This window comes from Frankia sp. AgB1.9 (assembly GCF_016786355.1).
Taxonomy (GTDB): domain Bacteria; phylum Actinomycetota; class Actinomycetes; order Frankiales; family Frankiaceae; genus Pseudofrankia.
The window spans coordinates 107,061-123,493 of record NZ_JADWYX010000006.1 but is presented as its reverse complement, the minus strand read 5'-3'; the positions used below and the strand labels follow the sequence as shown (position 1 = coordinate 123,493).

At 68.2% G+C, this 16,433-nt stretch carries 10 protein-coding genes; 4 read left to right on the top strand and 6 right to left on the bottom strand.

Annotation, left to right across the window (positions count from 1 at the left end):
• Positions 1-127: 127 nt before the first annotated feature.
• Positions 128-1,468, bottom strand: coding sequence for a family 16 glycosylhydrolase (locus I6A60_RS03815; RefSeq protein ID WP_238434697.1), 1,341 nt, complete (start codon positions 1,466-1,468; stop codon positions 128-130).
• A gap of 859 nt (positions 1,469-2,327) precedes the next feature.
• Here I6A60_RS03815 and I6A60_RS03810 point away from each other — a divergent pair.
• From I6A60_RS03810 to I6A60_RS03800, 4 genes are all read left to right on the top strand, one after another.
• Positions 2,328-3,617, top strand: coding sequence for a family 16 glycosylhydrolase (locus I6A60_RS03810; protein ID WP_203011869.1), 1,290 nt, complete (start codon positions 2,328-2,330; stop codon positions 3,615-3,617).
• Positions 3,618-4,234: 617 nt separating this feature from the next.
• The gene (locus tag I6A60_RS03805) at positions 4,235-6,184 is read left to right on the top strand and encodes a glycosyltransferase family 2 protein (protein WP_203055559.1); all 1,950 of its coding nucleotides are present in this window, start codon (positions 4,235-4,237) and stop codon (positions 6,182-6,184) included.
• The gene (locus I6A60_RS41245; RefSeq protein ID WP_255552666.1) at positions 6,121-7,116 is read left to right on the top strand and encodes a glycosyltransferase family 2 protein; all 996 of its coding nucleotides are present in this window, start codon (positions 6,121-6,123) and stop codon (positions 7,114-7,116) included. The genes I6A60_RS03805 and I6A60_RS41245 overlap by 64 nt, the downstream gene beginning before the upstream one ends.
• Positions 7,113-8,510: a lipopolysaccharide biosynthesis protein gene (locus tag I6A60_RS03800; RefSeq protein WP_203055558.1), complete on the top strand. Its 1,398-nt coding sequence runs from the start codon at positions 7,113-7,115 to the stop codon at positions 8,508-8,510. The genes I6A60_RS41245 and I6A60_RS03800 overlap by 4 nt, the downstream gene beginning before the upstream one ends.
• A 39-nt stretch (positions 8,511-8,549) precedes the next feature.
• On the opposite strand, the gene I6A60_RS03795 is transcribed toward I6A60_RS03800, so the two are convergent.
• The 5 genes from I6A60_RS03795 to I6A60_RS03775 all read right to left on the bottom strand — a co-directional run bounded on the left by I6A60_RS03795 (position 8,550) and on the right by I6A60_RS03775 (position 16,185).
• Complete coding sequence (locus I6A60_RS03795; RefSeq protein WP_203022842.1) at positions 8,550-9,158, bottom strand: Uma2 family endonuclease; 609 nt, start codon at positions 9,156-9,158, stop codon at positions 8,550-8,552.
• 239 nt (positions 9,159-9,397) lie between these two features.
• The gene (locus tag I6A60_RS03790; protein ID WP_203022843.1) at positions 9,398-10,462 is read right to left on the bottom strand and encodes a phospholipid scramblase-related protein; all 1,065 of its coding nucleotides are present in this window, start codon (positions 10,460-10,462) and stop codon (positions 9,398-9,400) included.
• Positions 10,463-10,614: 152 nt separating this feature from the next.
• Positions 10,615-13,545 carry a KGGVGR-motif variant AAA ATPase gene (locus I6A60_RS03785; RefSeq protein ID WP_203022844.1) on the bottom strand — a complete coding sequence of 977 codons (2,931 nt, stop codon included), beginning with the start codon at positions 13,543-13,545 and terminating at the stop codon, positions 10,615-10,617.
• On the bottom strand, positions 13,535-14,749 hold the full coding sequence (locus tag I6A60_RS03780) for a toll/interleukin-1 receptor domain-containing protein (protein ID WP_203022845.1): 1,215 nt from the start codon (positions 14,747-14,749) through the stop codon (positions 13,535-13,537). Before I6A60_RS03780 ends, I6A60_RS03785 begins: the two co-directional genes overlap by 11 nt.
• Positions 14,647-16,185, bottom strand: a complete 1,539-nt coding sequence (locus tag I6A60_RS03775) for a VWA domain-containing protein (RefSeq protein WP_203055557.1) — start codon at positions 16,183-16,185, stop codon at positions 14,647-14,649. The genes I6A60_RS03780 and I6A60_RS03775 overlap by 103 nt, the downstream gene beginning before the upstream one ends.
• Between the last annotated feature and the right edge of the window lie 248 nt (positions 16,186-16,433).

The following is a 16,433-nucleotide window of genomic DNA, read 5'->3' as shown; positions in this document are numbered from 1 at the left end:
CACGAATGCCTTGACCAGGTCGTAGACCCGCGGGGGGCGCCCCCCCGCCTCCGGCGGTGGCCCCCCCACGGAGAGTGAGTCGCCGGTTCCGGCCCGGCGCATCAGCGCCGGGACCGGGCTTGCCCGACTACGGCTTGGCCGAGTAGACCCGGACGTAGTCGACGTCCATGGTCTGGACGTCCGGGCCGCTGCTGCTCGTGATGGCCAGGTTGAGCAGCAGGTAGTTCTCCTGGTCCCAGAGCCAGACGGGCACCGAGCTCTTGTTGATCGTGTGGATCAGCTTGCCGTCGAAGTAGAACTGGAGCGCGGTGCTCGTCCAGTTCAGACCGTAGGTGTGGAAGGCGTCGCCGACGTTGCTCGACGAGGCGAACGTCCCGACCCCACCCCACCCGGACTGCCAGGACTTCCCGGACGCATCCACACCGTGGATGTTGGTGTGTACGGAGGACGGCAGGTTGGCGGTGACCTCGACGATGTCGATTTCACCACTGCGCGGCCAGCCGACGGACGGATAGTTCGCGCCAAGCGTCCAGAAGGCCGGGAACGCGCCAGTCGTCGTTGGCATCCGCGCCCGTACCTCGAAATATCCGTACTTGAAGGTGCGCTTGTTCACGCCTTCGAGCCGACCGGAGGTGTAAGGCATCCCGTCGCAGCCGGCCTCACGCCGGGCGGTGAGGACCAGATCGCCCTTGCCGTCCATCGCCACGTTGCTGCTCTTCGAGGTGTAGCACTCCAGTTCGCCATGATGCGAGCCGCTGACCGCCGTCCAGTCCGCCTTGTTCACTCCGGTGCCGGCAGCCCCGTCGAACTCGTCCGCCCACTGCAGGGCCGCGCCGTTCGCGGGTGCCGGAGCGGTGGTGGCCGGTGCCGTCGTGACGGTCGGGGCGGTGTGGACCACGGCCGGTGTGGACTGACTGGGCTGTGGAACCCCTGCCGGCGCAGTCGGGACCGAGGTGGGCAGCGTGGTGCTGGTGGGCCCGGGCACCGGGGAGGTTGTCGCGTCGTCCGGCGTCGTCGCCGGGTCGGTCGTCTGTTCGGTGGGAAGCGCGGTAGCCGTTCCTCCGACTGTGTGGCTCCCACCGCGCTGGTGCTTGCACGGCGGCCCCGCATTGGAGGCGCAGTGGAACCAGGCCACGTACGAGCCATGGATTCTGCGTCGCTCGACCGGTGCGCCGTCGGGTCCGTTGGCGCGCAGGACGAACCCGTAGGCCCCTACGTTCGTCGCGACGATGGGTACCTTGGTGTCGGACCCGCCGTCCTGGGCCCAGGCCTCGACGGTCAGCTGGTCTGGCGTCGCATTCAGACCCGGGGCAACGGCGCACGAGCCGTCGGTCGAGGTGATGCAGGTGAAGTCACCCACAAGCGACGCGTACACCGGCATGGAAGTTGCCGAGAGGTTGCCAGCCCGGCTCAGCCCGATGCCCACCCCCAACGCGACGACAGCCAGAACGCCGACTGAAGTGAACATTCTTCGTCGGACCGGCCGGCGACCGGCTGGGCGAGGTGTGGGGGACGTCGAGGGGTCATGCGACGTTGGTCGCCGGTTCGAGTGTCTGCCTGTTGTCGTTGTCATGGCGGGGGAGTGTCCCTCCCGAGGTAGAGATATTTATGGGCGTCCGACGCGGATTTCTCCGTCCGTCCGCCCTCCGGCCCCCCGCCCGTTGGTTTCTCTGCCAGGTGCCAAAACATCGGGTAGGGGACAGATGCACACGCGGCACTTAATCCGCCCATGCTGGGCCATATTACGAGGAACGATGTTCACCGCTCCAGGGGGTCCCAGCGTTGGGAACCTGGTGCGCAACCGGTGGGTGTGGACGCTGTCGTGTCAACGGACGGCCAAGTATGGTGCAAGCCGGAGTCATCGACCGAACCAACGGCAAATGGTCGGGCAACGCTCCCACGCCCGCGGCGCCGTCCGCTGGTTGGGCCCACCTCCGGCTCCCCGTGTTCTGCGCGCGCCGTCCCGAGCGCTTGCGTCTCAGCGGGCCAGGAGTTTCTGGCGCCCCGCGGGTGGCCGTCCAAGATCATGAAAAGAATTGATTACGGCATTGTTTCCGCCTGGCGGCCGGACGGCAAAGATCTGATGCCGGGATCCTGATGACGGTCACCTGATGGTGCCAGTGATCTAATGGTAAAAATCTGACTAATTTTCTAGACGTTTCACGGTCAGTGACCCTCCGGGTAGAATAACACCCCGGGGGGTCGTCGTGATTGAGTGGATTCTGAAACATCGTCACAGACGGGCTGGTGAACGGGACAAACTCCGGCTGGCGTCTGGCCGGGCTGGCCTTCGTGGACGAGGCGGCCGGGCCGCCGGGGGCGGCCATATGCGGGTCGTCACGCTGGCCGTGCTGGTCCTTACGGTGGCCGGACCGGTCGCTGGCTGCGGTCTCGTGAATTCCGGGTCCTCGACGGCCAGGCCGAGCGGCCCGGCTGAAAGGTGGGTCGCCGGCTCGGTCGGGATTACCGACAGTAGAGGCACCACATGGCAGCCGGATGTCTCCGTCGCCCAGGGCGGACAGGTCATCACGCCCAGTTCCGCCGTGGCCGGCACGGGCAATCCGGCTCTGTACCGCAAGGCACGCGTAGGTGGTCAGGGCTACGACCTTCCGGTGGCCAGGCCGGGTACTTACGCCGTAGTCCTCCATCTATTGGCGCCGGAGGACGTCCGTGCTGGGCAGAATGTGTTTGATATCACCGTTGGTGGCCGAACGGTGATATCGGCGCTCGACGCCGCCGCGCGGGTCGGCGCCGGCCACGCGCTGGCCGTGCTCGTGCCCGTGACGGTCGCGGGCGACAGCATCGACCTGGGCCTGCACGTGCGCCACGGCGAGGCCAGGGTGAGCGCCGTCAGCGTGGCCTTCGACAGCACCGCGGCGGCCCGTACCACCTTCGCGGACGACTTCTCCGGTCCGGCCGGCGCCACGGCGGCCTCCAAGTGGACGTTCGAGACCGGCGGCGGTGGCTGGGGCAACAATGAGCTCGGGGTTTACACGTCCAGCACTCGAAACGTGTCACTCGACGGTCAGGGAAAACTGGTGATCACGGCCAGGAAGGAAGACATCCGCGACGCGGATGGGAAGACCTACCGTTACACCTCTGGGCGACTGACCACCAAGAGATCGTTTGACCTCCGGTACGGGCATGTCGAGACCAGGCTGAAGCTGCCCACCGGCGGGGGACTGCTCCCCGCGTTCTGGGCGGTGGGCAGCAATGTCGACAACGTCGGGTGGCCCGTCAGCGGCGAGATCGACATGCTCGAGCTGCCGGCGCCGGACGGTTCCATTTACGCGTCGATCCATGGTCCGACGCAGTCTGACGCCGCCTATGCTCACGTCGCCGGAATTTACCCGTTGCCACCCGAGTCGGTGGCCGGCTTTCACACGTACGCGATGGACTGGTACCCGGGAGTCTTTCAGTTCTCCGTCGACGGAATGGTCTACGGTTCGGTGAGCGAGGACGACATGCCGCCGGCCCAGACTTGGGTGTTCGACCATCCCTATTACATGATCTTGAATTTGGCGGTCGGCGGGAACTGGCCCGGGTCGCCGCCCGCCGGCACCCCGTTTCCGCAGCAGATGGTCATCGACTACGTCCGTGTCACAGGTCACAACTAGTCCGTCACGGGCTGCACCGAGGACCGCCAGGTGTGGTTACGCGCCGGTAATTTCCAGGTCGCTCTTCGTCCGTTCGCTGGATGCGCGCCCGGTCGTCCCATCGCCGGTAGTAAAATCCAGCATCTGGGTCTCCGAAGTGCTGGCCCACCGAGGTGTTGGCCAGTCGATAGTGGCCCCGGCGACGTCGAACTCGGCGCGGTACTCGTGACCAGCAGCGCTCCATGGATGGTCCACGTTTCGCGAATTGCAACTCGCTGTAGCATGACAACAGTTACCAGGGGGAGACTGTTGATCGACGCACGTCGCCCTGCGCCGCCGCGCGACATCGTGATGCGACCCGATCGCGCGATGGTGGCGCCATTTGGCGGACGCAGACCTGTTGGCCCGCTCACTCGCCGCGCGCTGAGCGCGACCGTCCGCGCCTCGACCGACACACCTGGCGACCGCGGCGGGCGGATCCTCGTGCCGCAGGGGAACCAACTTCGCCAGACGCCGCCGCGGCCGGACCAGCGGTGCCGCCGCGGCCCCGCGACGTGGTCACAGAAGGCCGCGATCGCCGCCGCTCGCGGTGCGGCCGGCGCCCGCAAGCTCGGAGCTCACCACGTAGAGAGAAGCGCATGACCAGACCGACCTTGGATGGCTCCGAGCAGGCTGAGGCCGTACCCGGCCAGACGACCGACACGGTTAGGCCGGAGTCCACCTGGTGCGGCGAGGTCGAGCTCTCCTCGCCCGACCTGCCGTCGCTGCCACGCACCGCGGACGGCCGCCTCTTCGAGGACGCTCGCGTCCTGGTCCGGGTGCACGGTGACCCCGTCGGCTACGTCCAGCTTCCGCTCGCCGAGGGCCGGCTGGACGCCGCCGAGGTGCTGCGGCAGGCCGTCGACCAGTTCGGCGCGAGCATCCGGCAGCACCTGGCGGCCGAAGGGCTGGAGGAGGCAGACCTCTCGCCCGCGCCGGCCGCGACGGCTCGCTGCTCGCTCGCCACTCCTCGCGCCACGCGTCGGCGCTCGGCCGCGGCCGTGCCGGTGCAGCCGGCGGCGACCGTCGTCGTCTGCACCCGCAACCGGCCGGAAACCCTGCTCGTCTGCCTGGACCGCCTGCGGCGCCTGCGACACCCGAACATCGAGATCGTCATCGTCGACAACGCGCCGTCCGACGAGTCGACCAAGGTGGCGTTCACCTCCGCCGTCGCAGACCTCCCCCACTTCCGGTACGTGCGGGAGGAGCGGCCCGGGCTGTCCTGGGCGCGTAACCGAGGCGTCGCCGAGGCGCGCGGCGAGATCATCGCCTTCACCGACGACGACGTCGCCGTCGACGAGGCGTGGATCGCCGGCATCCTGCGTGGTTTCGCGCAGGGCGACGACATCGGCTGCGTGACCGGGCTGGTGGCGACGGCGTCCCTGACCGAGGTGGCTGAGCGCTACTTCGACTCGCGGCTCAACTGGTCCGCGAGCTGCGCCGCCCGGCGCTACGACCTGGTCGACCACCGCGAGCCGAGCCCGGTGTACCCGTTCTCGGCCGGCATCTTCGGCGCCGGTGCCAACATCGCGTTCCGCCGCGCGGCACTGGCGTCGATCGGCGAGTTCGACACGGCGCTGGGCGCGGGAACGGCGGCGGCGGGCGGCGAGGACCTGGACATCTTCCTGCGCGTGCTCCTCGCCGGATATGCCATCTACTACGAGCCGGCCTCACTCGTCTGGCACACCCACCGCAGCAGCGTGGACGAGCTGAACCGCCAGATGTTCGCCTACGGCAGCGGGATGGCGGCCTACCTCACCAAGCACCTCACGGATCCGACCACGGCGCGCCGCCTGATGGCCCGCATCCCGCGCGGACTGTGGGAGATGCGCAAGATCAGCACCGACAGTCAGGGCGCGGCCGGCAGCGACGACGCGCTGCAGCGCCGGCTGCTCGCCTGGGAGCTCGCCGGCTACGCGGCCGGGCCCGCGCTCTACGCCAAGTCGCGACGGCGTTCCGCGGGGCTCGGCGGCAGCCGGCCCGCCACGACGGTCGTCGTCCAGGACCTGCTCGGCGCGGCCGCGCTGTCTGAGACGGCCGAACCGAGCACCGACGGCCCGACCGGGCTGGTCTGCGGCGAGCTGGAGCTGGCCGGGCCGAGGCTCCGGCTGCCAGCGGGGGAGCACGACGGCGCCTACGGGCGAGCCCGCCTGCTGGTCCGGGTCCACGGCGAACCGGTCGGCTACGTCGAGCTGCCCCTCACCGCGGACGGCGACGGGCCCGGCGCCGGCGGCGGCGGGCCCGGGGGGGGCCGCGCGGGGGGGGCGCCGCGGGGGGCGCCCCCGGCCCCCCCCCCCCCGCCGCGGCCGCGCGCGCGCCCGCCCCCCTCGACGTCGAGCAGGCGGTGTCCCTCGCGGTGGAGACGCTGGGCGGGCCGATCCGCCAACACCTGGCCGACGACGGTGTCACCCTGCCGGCCGCGCCTGATCCCGGCGTCGTCGTCAAGGCCGTCCGGTCCGGCGCCCCGCACCGCCCGTGCCGGCGCCTGGCTGGCGCGGCACCGCGGATCAGCGTCGTCGTCTGCACGCGGAACCGGCCGGGGCTGCTGACCGCGTGCCTCGACGGGCTGCTCGGCCTGCGGTACGAGAACTTCGAGGTCGTCGTCGTCGACAACGCGCCGACGGACGACGGCACCCGGGTGGCCTTCACCGCCGCGGTCGGCACCGACGAGCGCTTCAGGTATGTGGTGGAACCGGTGCCGGGCCTGTCCAGCGCGCGTAACCGGGGCCTGGCGGAGGCGAGCGGCGAGATCATCGCCTACACCGACGACGACGTTCGGGTGGACACCGACTGGCTGTTGGGGATCGCCCGCGGCTTCGCACGGCGCGACGACGTCGCCTGTGTCACCGGGCTGGTCGGGTCAGCCGACCTGGCGACCGACATCGAGCAGTACTTCGACGCCAAGGTCTCCTGGTCGACCAGCTGCGCGCCCCGCGTCTACGACATGGACCCGGCGAACGCGCCCGGCCCGCTCCACCCCTTCACGGCGGGCGTCTTCGGGACGGGCGCCAACCTCGCCCTGCGCACCGAGACGGTGCGGGCCCTCGGCGGCTTCGACACCGCGCTCGGCGCCGGTACCAAGACCAGGGGCGGCGAGGACCTCGACATCTTCGTCCGGATCCTGCTCGACGGCCACGCGCTCGCCTACGAGCCGGCCGCCCTCGTCTGGCACAGCCACCGCTCCGACCTGGAGGAGCTGAGCCGGCAGATGTTCGGCTACGGCTCCGGGCTGACCGCCTACATCGTCAAGTACCTGGTGGATCCGGCCACCCGCCGGCGCGTCGTCGCCGGCATTCCCGGCGGGCTGCGGCACGCGAAGCAGTTGGACAGCCGTACCCGGGAGATTCCCACGGCTCCGAAGCCCGAGATCATGCGTCGGTTGCGGACCAGGGAAATGGCCGGGATGCTCGCTGGGCCGGCGCTGTACCTACAGGCGAGGCGACGAAGCGCACGAGCGTCCGCACGAGGAGCACAGCAATGACCAGCGTCACGGACGAGGCGGCGGCCGTCGCCGGAGCCGAGCAGCCCCGGCGCAAGATGAGCATGCTCTACCGCAACGGCCTGGCCGGCGTCGCCAACAGCGTGTTGTCGGCCCTGCTGGGCGCTGGTTTCTGGGTCATCGCGGCCCGCGAGTCCAGCACGACGGCGGTCGCAGTCGGGACGGCGCTCGTCTCGGCGCTGATGGCGCTCGCGACGCTGAGCCAGATGAGCCTGGGCGGAGCCCTCTCCGCCTACCTGCCCGGCGCCGGCGAGCACCAGCGGGCCCTGGTCCTGCGCTCCTACGGCATGGCCGTGCTCATCAGCGTGGTGCTCGGTGGCGCCTTCGCCGCCGCGGCGCCGCGGCTCGCCCACTCGTTCCACATTCTGGCGCCGGTCGGCGCGGCGATCGGCTTCACCCTCTCGGTCACCGTCTGGGCGATCTTCTCGCTGCAGGACCTGGTGGTCACCTCGCTGCGCAAGGCGATCTGGCTACCGCTGGAGAACACCACCTACAGCCTGACCAAGTTCGTGGTGCTCGTCGCCATGGGCTCCGGCACGACCGCGCTGATGCTGCTGACGGCCTGGGTGGTCCCGGCGGCCATCGCCACGGTCGTCGTCTCCTCGATCGTGTTCGGCAAGCTTCTCAACAAACGCGAGTCGGGCGCTGAGCCAGCCGTCCTGACGCAGGCGCCGCAGTTGGAGGGCTATCGGCGCTTCCTCGCCGGCACGACGCTGGCGCTCATCTTCGAGCAGCTCGCGGTGACCCTGCTGCCGGTGTTCATCGTCGCCGGCCTCGGCACCGAGAAAGGCGCCGAGTTCGGCATCGCCTGGATGCTCATCCAGGCACTCGACCAGTTCCCGATGATTCTCGGGTTCTCGATGACCGTCGAAGGCGCGCAGCCGGGTGCCGACGTGCGGCCCATCCACCGGACCCTGCGCAAGCGCACTGTCGTCGGCATGGGCGGCCTGGTCGTCGTCGGAATCCTGGCGGCGCCCATCATCACCACGATCTTCGGCGGCGCCTACCGGCACGGCTCGACGACCATCCTGCAACTGCTCCTGATCGGCTCGGTCGGCCGGGCCGTGAACAGCCTCGCGTTGTGCGCCGCGCTGGCTCGGCGCCGGCTGGCTCCCCTGATCGGGATTCACGGCGCCATCGCGGTGATGGTCCCGATCGGCGCCCTGGTCCTCGGGCGCTGGTGGGGCCTGGTCGGCGTCGGTATCGCCTGGTCGGTGGCCCAGAGCGTCGTCGCCCTCGGCGTGCTCGTCGCCGAACGCCGCGAGGAGCAGTCCGAGCGGGTCGACACGCCGCCCGGACTACGGCGCCCGGCGGCGATCGAGGCGAACGTCGAGACCACGCTGCGCCTCACGCCGATCCAGCGGCGGCCCCGGTAGTCCCAGTTCCGGTAGCCCCTGCCCCGGCCCGGCGGTCGCCTAGTCGCCGGGGTCGACTAGGTCGGCCGGGATGAACCTGACCGGGAACGGGCGGGTGACGCTGAGCGGGGTGTCATCGATGGCCCGGCCGGCACGGACGTAGCCGCCGTCGACGAGGTCGTAGATCTCGATGGTCACGCTGCGCCCCGCCGGATCTGGATCGACCAGCCAGCAGGATGGAATCCCGCGGTCACGGTAGAGGTCGAGCTTCAGCGTGCGGTTGTAGCGGCGGGTGTGCTCGTCGGCCACCTCGATGACCAGGAACGGCGGCTCGGTGATCCGGGCCGGTGCCGTGGTCGCCGGTGGCGGTGTCGCGCTCGGGTCGGCGTCGGTGGGCGGCCCGGCCGGGGTGGGCACGGGGCCGACCACCAGATCCGGGATCACCAACGTCCGGGCGGAGATCTCGACGCGCAGGCCGTGCGGGAAGACGTGAGCCCCGGACGGGGCGGCCGCGGTGAGCAGCTCGGCCAGGCGTTGGGTCACCCGGGTGCGCAGTGGCGTGGGCCACGGGCGTAGCACGCACAGCCCGTCGAGCAGCTCCACCCGACCGTCGTCCGCGTCGATCGCGTCCAGCGCGGCTACCGTGACCGGCGGCGCGGGCAGCGCCACCGTCGGGAGTCGCCGGCGCGAGGTCTGCGTGACTGCCCCGGCCGGAGGAGGCGCGAAAAGGTTCTTCTTTCGCGCCTCCGGAGGTCCTGATGTCGGAGTCACCCGGCCATCCTGCCCGCCACCCAGCGTTATGTCTAAGAACTTGTTGACGAACTGCGCCGTGGCGGCCGTTGTCGGGATTCGCAGCTACGGATCCGGCCGCTCCAGGGCGAGCGGGCCGGGCCTGCCGCCCCGCCGGCTCAGTTCCAGCCTCGAGAGTCCTGCTTCAGCGCGGTGTCGACGGTCAGCGCCGAGGCGATGACCAGGCTGAGCAGCGGATCCGGCAGCTGGAAGTGCAGCTGGACGACGTAGTTGTCGGCCGTCGTGAACATCGTCTTGAGCAGGCCCTCCCAGGTCTTGGTGATCCGGGCGACCTCGACCTCGGCGTGATCGACGATCGAGAAGTTCCAGGCCCGCCAGTTCTCCGCCTTGATCAGGCCGATCTGCTGGCCGCCGACCATCAGGCCGAACCGGATCTTCCCGAGCGAGTTCTGCTGGACGATCTGGCCGATCTCCGACCCGTCCGGCCGGGTGACGATGACCTTCGACTTGACCAGCTTCGCCGGCCTGGTGAGCACCAGCATGACGTTGCCCGCCGGGTCGCGGACCTCCAACTTGTGCGTCATGTACTGGTCGAGCGAGGTGAGTACCCGGGCGACCTTCTTCGCGGTGCTCTGCCCGACCTCGACCACCGAGCCGATCTGCCGGCCCCCCTGGTCGAAGATCGCGTACTGGTTCGTGACCTCGATGAACTGGGTCTTCTGGTTCACCACCAGCACCGGCTCGGTGAAGATCGAGCCACCGCCCGGCCCGCCCGGCGCGATACCGGCCCGCTGCTGGACCTGCTCCTGGATCTTGTCCGGGGTGAACCCGGTGTGCACCGGGGCGGGCGGGAAGTTGCCCTGCGCCGTTCCCCAGCCCTGCGCACCGGGCTGGCCCTGTACGCCCGGATGGCCCTGTGGCCCCTGCTGCCACCCCGGACCCTGCTGCCCCGGCCCGGGCGGGAAGCCGCCCGGCTGCTGCTGGGGCGGGGCGCCCGCCGGCTGGAAGGCCCCCTGCGGCTGTGGTGGCTTCTGATACACCGGCGCCGCGGCCTGCTGCGGCGCCGGCGCCGGCGTCGGCTGCTGCTGCGGCACGGGGGCGGCCGGCGGCTGGCTCTGCGGAGCCTGGGTGTGCCCGGTCCACTGAACGCCGTCCCACCACCTGGTACCCGGCGCCCCGGACGGGTCCGGGTACCAACCCGGCACGGGGGAGTTCTGCGACATACGTTCACCTTTCCACGCCCCACCCACGGTGGCCAGGCCAGCCCGGCGGGACCGCCCCGCACAGCTGCACCAGTCAACCTCGCCAGCCGACACGACGGACACCGACGGGAGCGGCCTACCTCGGTCTTCCGCCGGTCCTCCGTGCCTTCGGCCTAGGCTGACGACTCGTAGTGGTCCAGTGCTCGCGCCACCTGAGCCGCGTCGGGGAGCGGCAGGAGCGAGTCGTCCACAGACGGGTTCGCGTCCAGCTCCCTGGCGCGATCGAAACAATGCTTGATGAGAACATTCCCGCCCGCAGGCTGTCGCCCTGCTCTGCCATAGGAGGTGTAGATCCAGAGAGCGGCCAGGATGCGCGCGCGATGCGCCCCGGGTTCGACGCCGGGTTCCTTGGAGCCGTTGACGAGTGCGTAGGCAAGGGGAAGCGAACAGAGCGGCCAGAAGTCGGCGACGTGCGCGAGCGCCGCGGCGAAGTGCGAGTCGGGGTCGGCCTTGTCGAAACCGCCGACCGTGAGTGAGTCTGCCCAGACCTCAGCGGTCCGTCCCAGCTCGGCCATATAGGTCAGAACCAGCGAATGCCGTGACCAGTACGTCCGCCGCCGTCGGCGCTGCATGTCCTCCGCCGCAGCAGAGGCATCCATCAAGGGCGCGGGACCAAGCGCGACCAACGCCTTTTCGTAGCAGTCGGCCGCGCTCCGTGGAGCCGATGTGACGATCTTGCCGGCCGACGCGTTGGCTACACCCTCGTACAGAAAGGCAAGGAAGAGGATTTCGGGGTCCTGGGTCTGGTCGCGTACCCGCTGGAATCGCGCTTTGAGCGGATCCAGGCGGTCACGGTCGAGCTGGGCGGTACCGGCATGGAGACTGAGTAGCGCCAGTTCTAGATCACAACGACTCCGCTCCGCCGACTTCTCTGCCGACGCGTCGAAGTGCGCGTCTCGGCAGAGATTTCCCGCCAGTTCGTAGGCACCCTGACTGCGCCGGACGGCCGCTTCCGCAAGCTTTGCTCGGATACCGGCCGTCTGGCGCGCGTCCTGGATCGCGTCGACCAGGGATCTCAGCGTCCGCCGACCGGAGTCAAACGCGGAGATCCTGAGAGCAGGCTCGACTGGGCCGCCGCGCACGTTCCCGCCGAGGAGCGGCAGGTCGATCTCGGCGAGCCGCAGTGTCTCGTCGGCAGCATCCGCGGCCAGATCGTTGATGTCCGACACTGCCTGACTGCTCACCCAGGTGACCTGCCGAAACTTTGCGAGCGCGGACGCCAGCACGTCGCCCCGTTTCTCTCCGATCATCCTCGCGTTTCGCAGGTCGTCCGCGCGGTTCGCGGGCGACTTCGCCGCCTGCGTCAACAGCCACCAGAACCTCTCCGCGCTGTACCCGTCCGAAGGTCGCTCCTGGTCAGACCACGGCGTAGAACTGGGATAGGGTGGCTCCGGCTGGTGCGCCAGCTCTCGCTCGGAAATCAGCTCCGTGTAAGTGCCATCCGGGTCGTGCCGGGCTCCGACCGCTGCGAGGATCGCGTTTCGCGCCGCCTCCCTCTCCTTGCCGACGAGGTAGACGTACGGAACGCCTTTGGTGGAGATCACCTCCGAGGAGTCCGATGCCCCGCGCGTCGGCGATGGGATACGAAAAACCATTCCATTGGTGATCTCGGATATCAGCACAGGTGACAGAACGGTCCTGTCATCCTTCCCCCGGGGCTGGCGCCGGGCCCAGGACCAGACCCGGGCGCCGAACTCGGAATTAAGATACCCGGGACTCAGTAGCGGCAGTACACACCAGGATGGCCCGGCCTCATCCCCAATTTTACCGTCCTCGGCCCGGAGCTGTCGCTGTAGCTCAACTTCGTTGTGGGCGTCGGCCGGGTGGAACAGAACACCGATTCCATGCTCTCGCAGCAGCCAGCGTATCCAGTCAGCATAATTTTCGTCTGACTTCGCATAGCTGATGACGACGATGTCGTAGGCGACCGGCGGCTGCTGCCGGAACCGCGCGAGAAAATCGTCCCAGCCCGGTGGGGCAGCGAGCTTCACGTCACGGTGTTGTGCGATCACTCCAGCGAGGAACTGTAGCGAATCCAGGACCTGGCTCGGTTGGCGACTTGGCGGGCTCTCAAAATAGGAGAAATCCTGGTCGTACATGACCGGGACCTTGCGCCAGTACTCCGGCCTCGAGAAGGCGGGCCCCGGGTCCGTGTACTCGCGGAAGGCCGACTCGTACTGTCGCCGAAACCGTTCCAACGCCGCGAGGTTTCCGGTCTCGAGGCGGGACGGGACCGGCAGTATGTCGATCTCTCTGGGTATGTTGGCGCTGAGGCCGCGAATCCAGCCCGCAATATTGGTCGTTCGCTCGATGTTCTGGCTGTTCGACGAGAAGAGCAGCGCGACCGCGTCGGCCAGCCAGGTGGTGGTGACGAGAGCGCTTTCGGTCATGCCGGTGCGGCTGTCGATCAGAACGAAGTTGTAATGGCGCTTCATCTCGGCGCGCAGAGCGTTCAAAAAACCGTCGCCGCCGAGATGGTCGCGAATATACTTCCAGTCGATTCCGTAAAGATCCTGCGAGTAGCTGAATGCGTCGCTCATTCCGGCCGGCATGAAGTCGATCTGCACGCCACCGGAACCCGTTCTTGTTGTATAGTTTGCCCGAAATGTGGTCAGGTCGGCCAGGTTGGCCTCGTGAAAGATGCTTAGCCAGGCTGCCTTCTGCTCGGCCGGCAGAGTGCTGATGAGACCGCGCCGTGCACTGCGGCGATCCTCGGCCGCGGGTGGCGTCGACTCAGGCGCCGCCCGGGTAAGGAGGTAGGACTCGGCCGCGTCGGCGTACCTCTTGACCAGCTCGACCACCCCGCGGTGGAGCTGGCTGTCTCGCCGGACCAGCGGGAAAAGGTACTCGGCGAGGCCCGGCGCCTCCAGGTCCCAGTCGACGACGAGAACCTTGTATCCAGACGACGCGAGTATCCAGGCCACGTGCGCGAGCGACATGGTCCGCCCCACGCCGCCTTTGAAGGAATAGAAGGTGACGATCCTCCCGTTTTCGTCGGCCGGCTCCTCGTCCAGGCTCGGCTCCTCGTCCAGGTCAAGCTCCATCGTTCGGCTCCTCGCGCACCGGCGGGGAAGATGGTAGCACTGACGCTGATCTGGCCTGTTCCTGTGTGGTCAGATCCTTCCATTGCGCCTCCAGGCCATCCGCCAGGCTGCGGGTGAAAGCGTCGATATTATCCTTGCCCAGGTTGACGACAGTGCGCTCGTTGCTCTTCGCCGCATCATCGAAATGTTTGTCCAGGGCTGTTTGGCTTGGGCTGACGATGAGCACACGTCGCTTACCCGACCCGTTACCCCACCCGTCGAAGGTGGTTTTGAGGGCAACCCCCGCCGCCGGCACGGTCGTCAGGTGCGCGCTGTCGGCCAGGAACAAGCCGGTCACCTCGCTGTCGGTCATGTCGGGCGGCGACTCGAACGAGGTCTCGTCGCCCCCGGTCCTGAAGTTGTAACGCTGTATCTCTTTGTCCGCGCGGAGGTACGGTATGTGCTGCTCGGCCATCGCCCAGGTCATGGCCGAGCTGTTTGCCGGAAGACCGAAGGGAGCCCAGCTACCCAAGACACCTGGCACCGCAGGGACAACGGAACACGGTTTTGGTGGTCCTATGAAATGATTGGAACCGCCGAAAGCGGGTGCCACCTTGGACACCTGGCTTTCGTCGAGCTCCGGCACCATATCATCGATCTTCATCTTGTTGGTCGTCGCTAGTTGTTGCGCCGCCCTGACCGCCTGCACGATCCTTACAGCTATCTTTTCCATGGCGCCGCGCAACCGCCGACCGTACGGATCCAAATCAAGGTAGTAGCCTCGGAGCGGGGTGGCGTCTGGACTTCTTTCGGTGAGCTTGACGATCTGCAGATTCTTCAGGATCTGCGGCTTGTAATCATCAAGGGATGTCCAGATGACTGGAATTACGAGCTCGGGAAGGGTCGCCGGGAAAAAGGTTTTCCCAGACCTGAGGCGGTGCTGGAAAAAACTCCACTCCAGGCCCGGCCATCGCTCTCTGAAGTACTCGGGCGAGCACAGGGCGACAAATACATTACACCTGTTGAGATATTCGACGAGGTCCTTGCTCCACGTCCTGCCGGCCGGTATGTCCATCGATCTGAAGATGGTGAACGTGGTGTTCCGCAGCTGGTCGGATTTCTTTATCGCGTCCTCGAGGTACTCCGCGAAAGCCTGTCCGAGCTCGAGCCCATGGACCTCGTTATTCCTAGTCGTGTAGCTGACAAAGATGCGAACTTCTTCCATGGCGCGGATCGTCCCTCCGCCTCGAGACTGTCCAGAATTTGTACGTCCAGGCTGGTGTTGACGGTGAACACGACGTCACGCACGGGGGTGATCGTGGTCCAGTCGGTGTCGGTGAGCCGTCTTACCTCCACCTGTTCACCCGTCCGTCGGATCGCCACGTCATAGTCGGCCTGATCCGCGACGGCGGTGAGCGTGTACGGCTCGGCGGGGTTCGACGTGTCGCGGCCGACCTTGAGCCGGAGAACCTGGCCGTGTCTCTTTGTGGTGACGAAGACGGCGACCTTCGCCCCGGCCTCGAACAGGTAGATCACCAGGCCCGCCACCGATCCGCGCCGGGTGTTCGCGATCTTCTGAAGAGCTCGAAGGGAGGTGACGACCCAGGCAGCAGCCAGCCCGACGATGGCGGCGGCCAAGAGGCTGACCGCCAAGATGAAGGTTGGCGTGCTGACCCCGCCGCCACCAGACCCGCCGTTCGGAGTGGGGTCGCCCGCCGAGCCGTCGAGCGGTGACGTGCAACGGGCCGCCCCGAACGCGGAGATCATCGCGGGGACGATTTCGTCGTCGCCGCCCGCCAAGTAGACGGGCGGTGGCTGGCGGCCCGACTGTTCGGTGGAGGGGCAGGAGCCGGGGCGGGCCGCCGCGTTGGTGGCGAGATCGTGCAGAACGGGGGTGTCCGCGGCGCCGAAGCCGATCGGCCAGACCTCGATTCCCGCGGCCTTGAGCTGGTTGGGCACTCGCGAGATCAGTAGGTCCCGGGACCGGTTCAATCGTTCCGTGGCGGTGTCGTGAGGCTCGCCAGGGTCCGGGTGGACGAGCGCCAGCGCGCCGACGGAACCGGACAGCAGAAACAGGATGCGTGGCCGGCTGGGCGGAGCCTTGAGAAGCAGCTGGCGCGCGACGTCGAGCGCATCGACGGGGTCGGAGGTCGAATCCGGCGCCGCGGGCCGCGCCCGTATCGCGTCCGCGCAGCGGCTCAGGTCTGACCGCGCCCCCGAGCCGGCGCTGCCGATCGGCCCGAACCCGCCGGAGGCCGAGCAGACGACGTCAACGGCCGGTTCCCCGGTTGGGGTGGCGCTGCCGAAGCCGAGAACGATGATGCTGCTCCCCGGGTTCGGCTCGTAAGCCACAGCATCTCTGACAGCCTGTTTTTCGGCGTCGATCTGAGCTGGGCTCAGTCCGGTCGCCTCGTCCGCGAGAATGACGATCGCCGCAGGCGCCTTCGAGCGGTCCGCCGGATCCGGGCTCTTCGGCACGCCGGCTAATGCGGTCTGTTGTTGGAGAGCAAACAACACGGTGAGTGCCGCGCCGAGGCGCGGCAGACGGCGCTCACGCAATCCTGATCGCGGCGCCGGTCGACGCCACGCCGGTGATCTGCGGGCATGAGTCCGCGACGCTCGAAGCACAGGCCCCCCGTGTCCTTCGTCGAGAATCGACACGGTACATCAGCCAGCCCTGCAATCAACAGATGCGTCGCGGGAAATTCCGATAGCTTGCGCGGCCCGATGACCATCCGTCGATACTCGGGATGGGCGGAGTGCAGCGGATCTGGGTGGCCGCTGACCTGGGGCTACTAACGCGGCGAGCCGCTCGGTATGGTTGTCTCAGAGGCAACATGCACGGGGGGCGGCATGGTGGTCGGATGCTCGAGGACACGCAATACACGGTCCGGGTGGCGCACATTCAA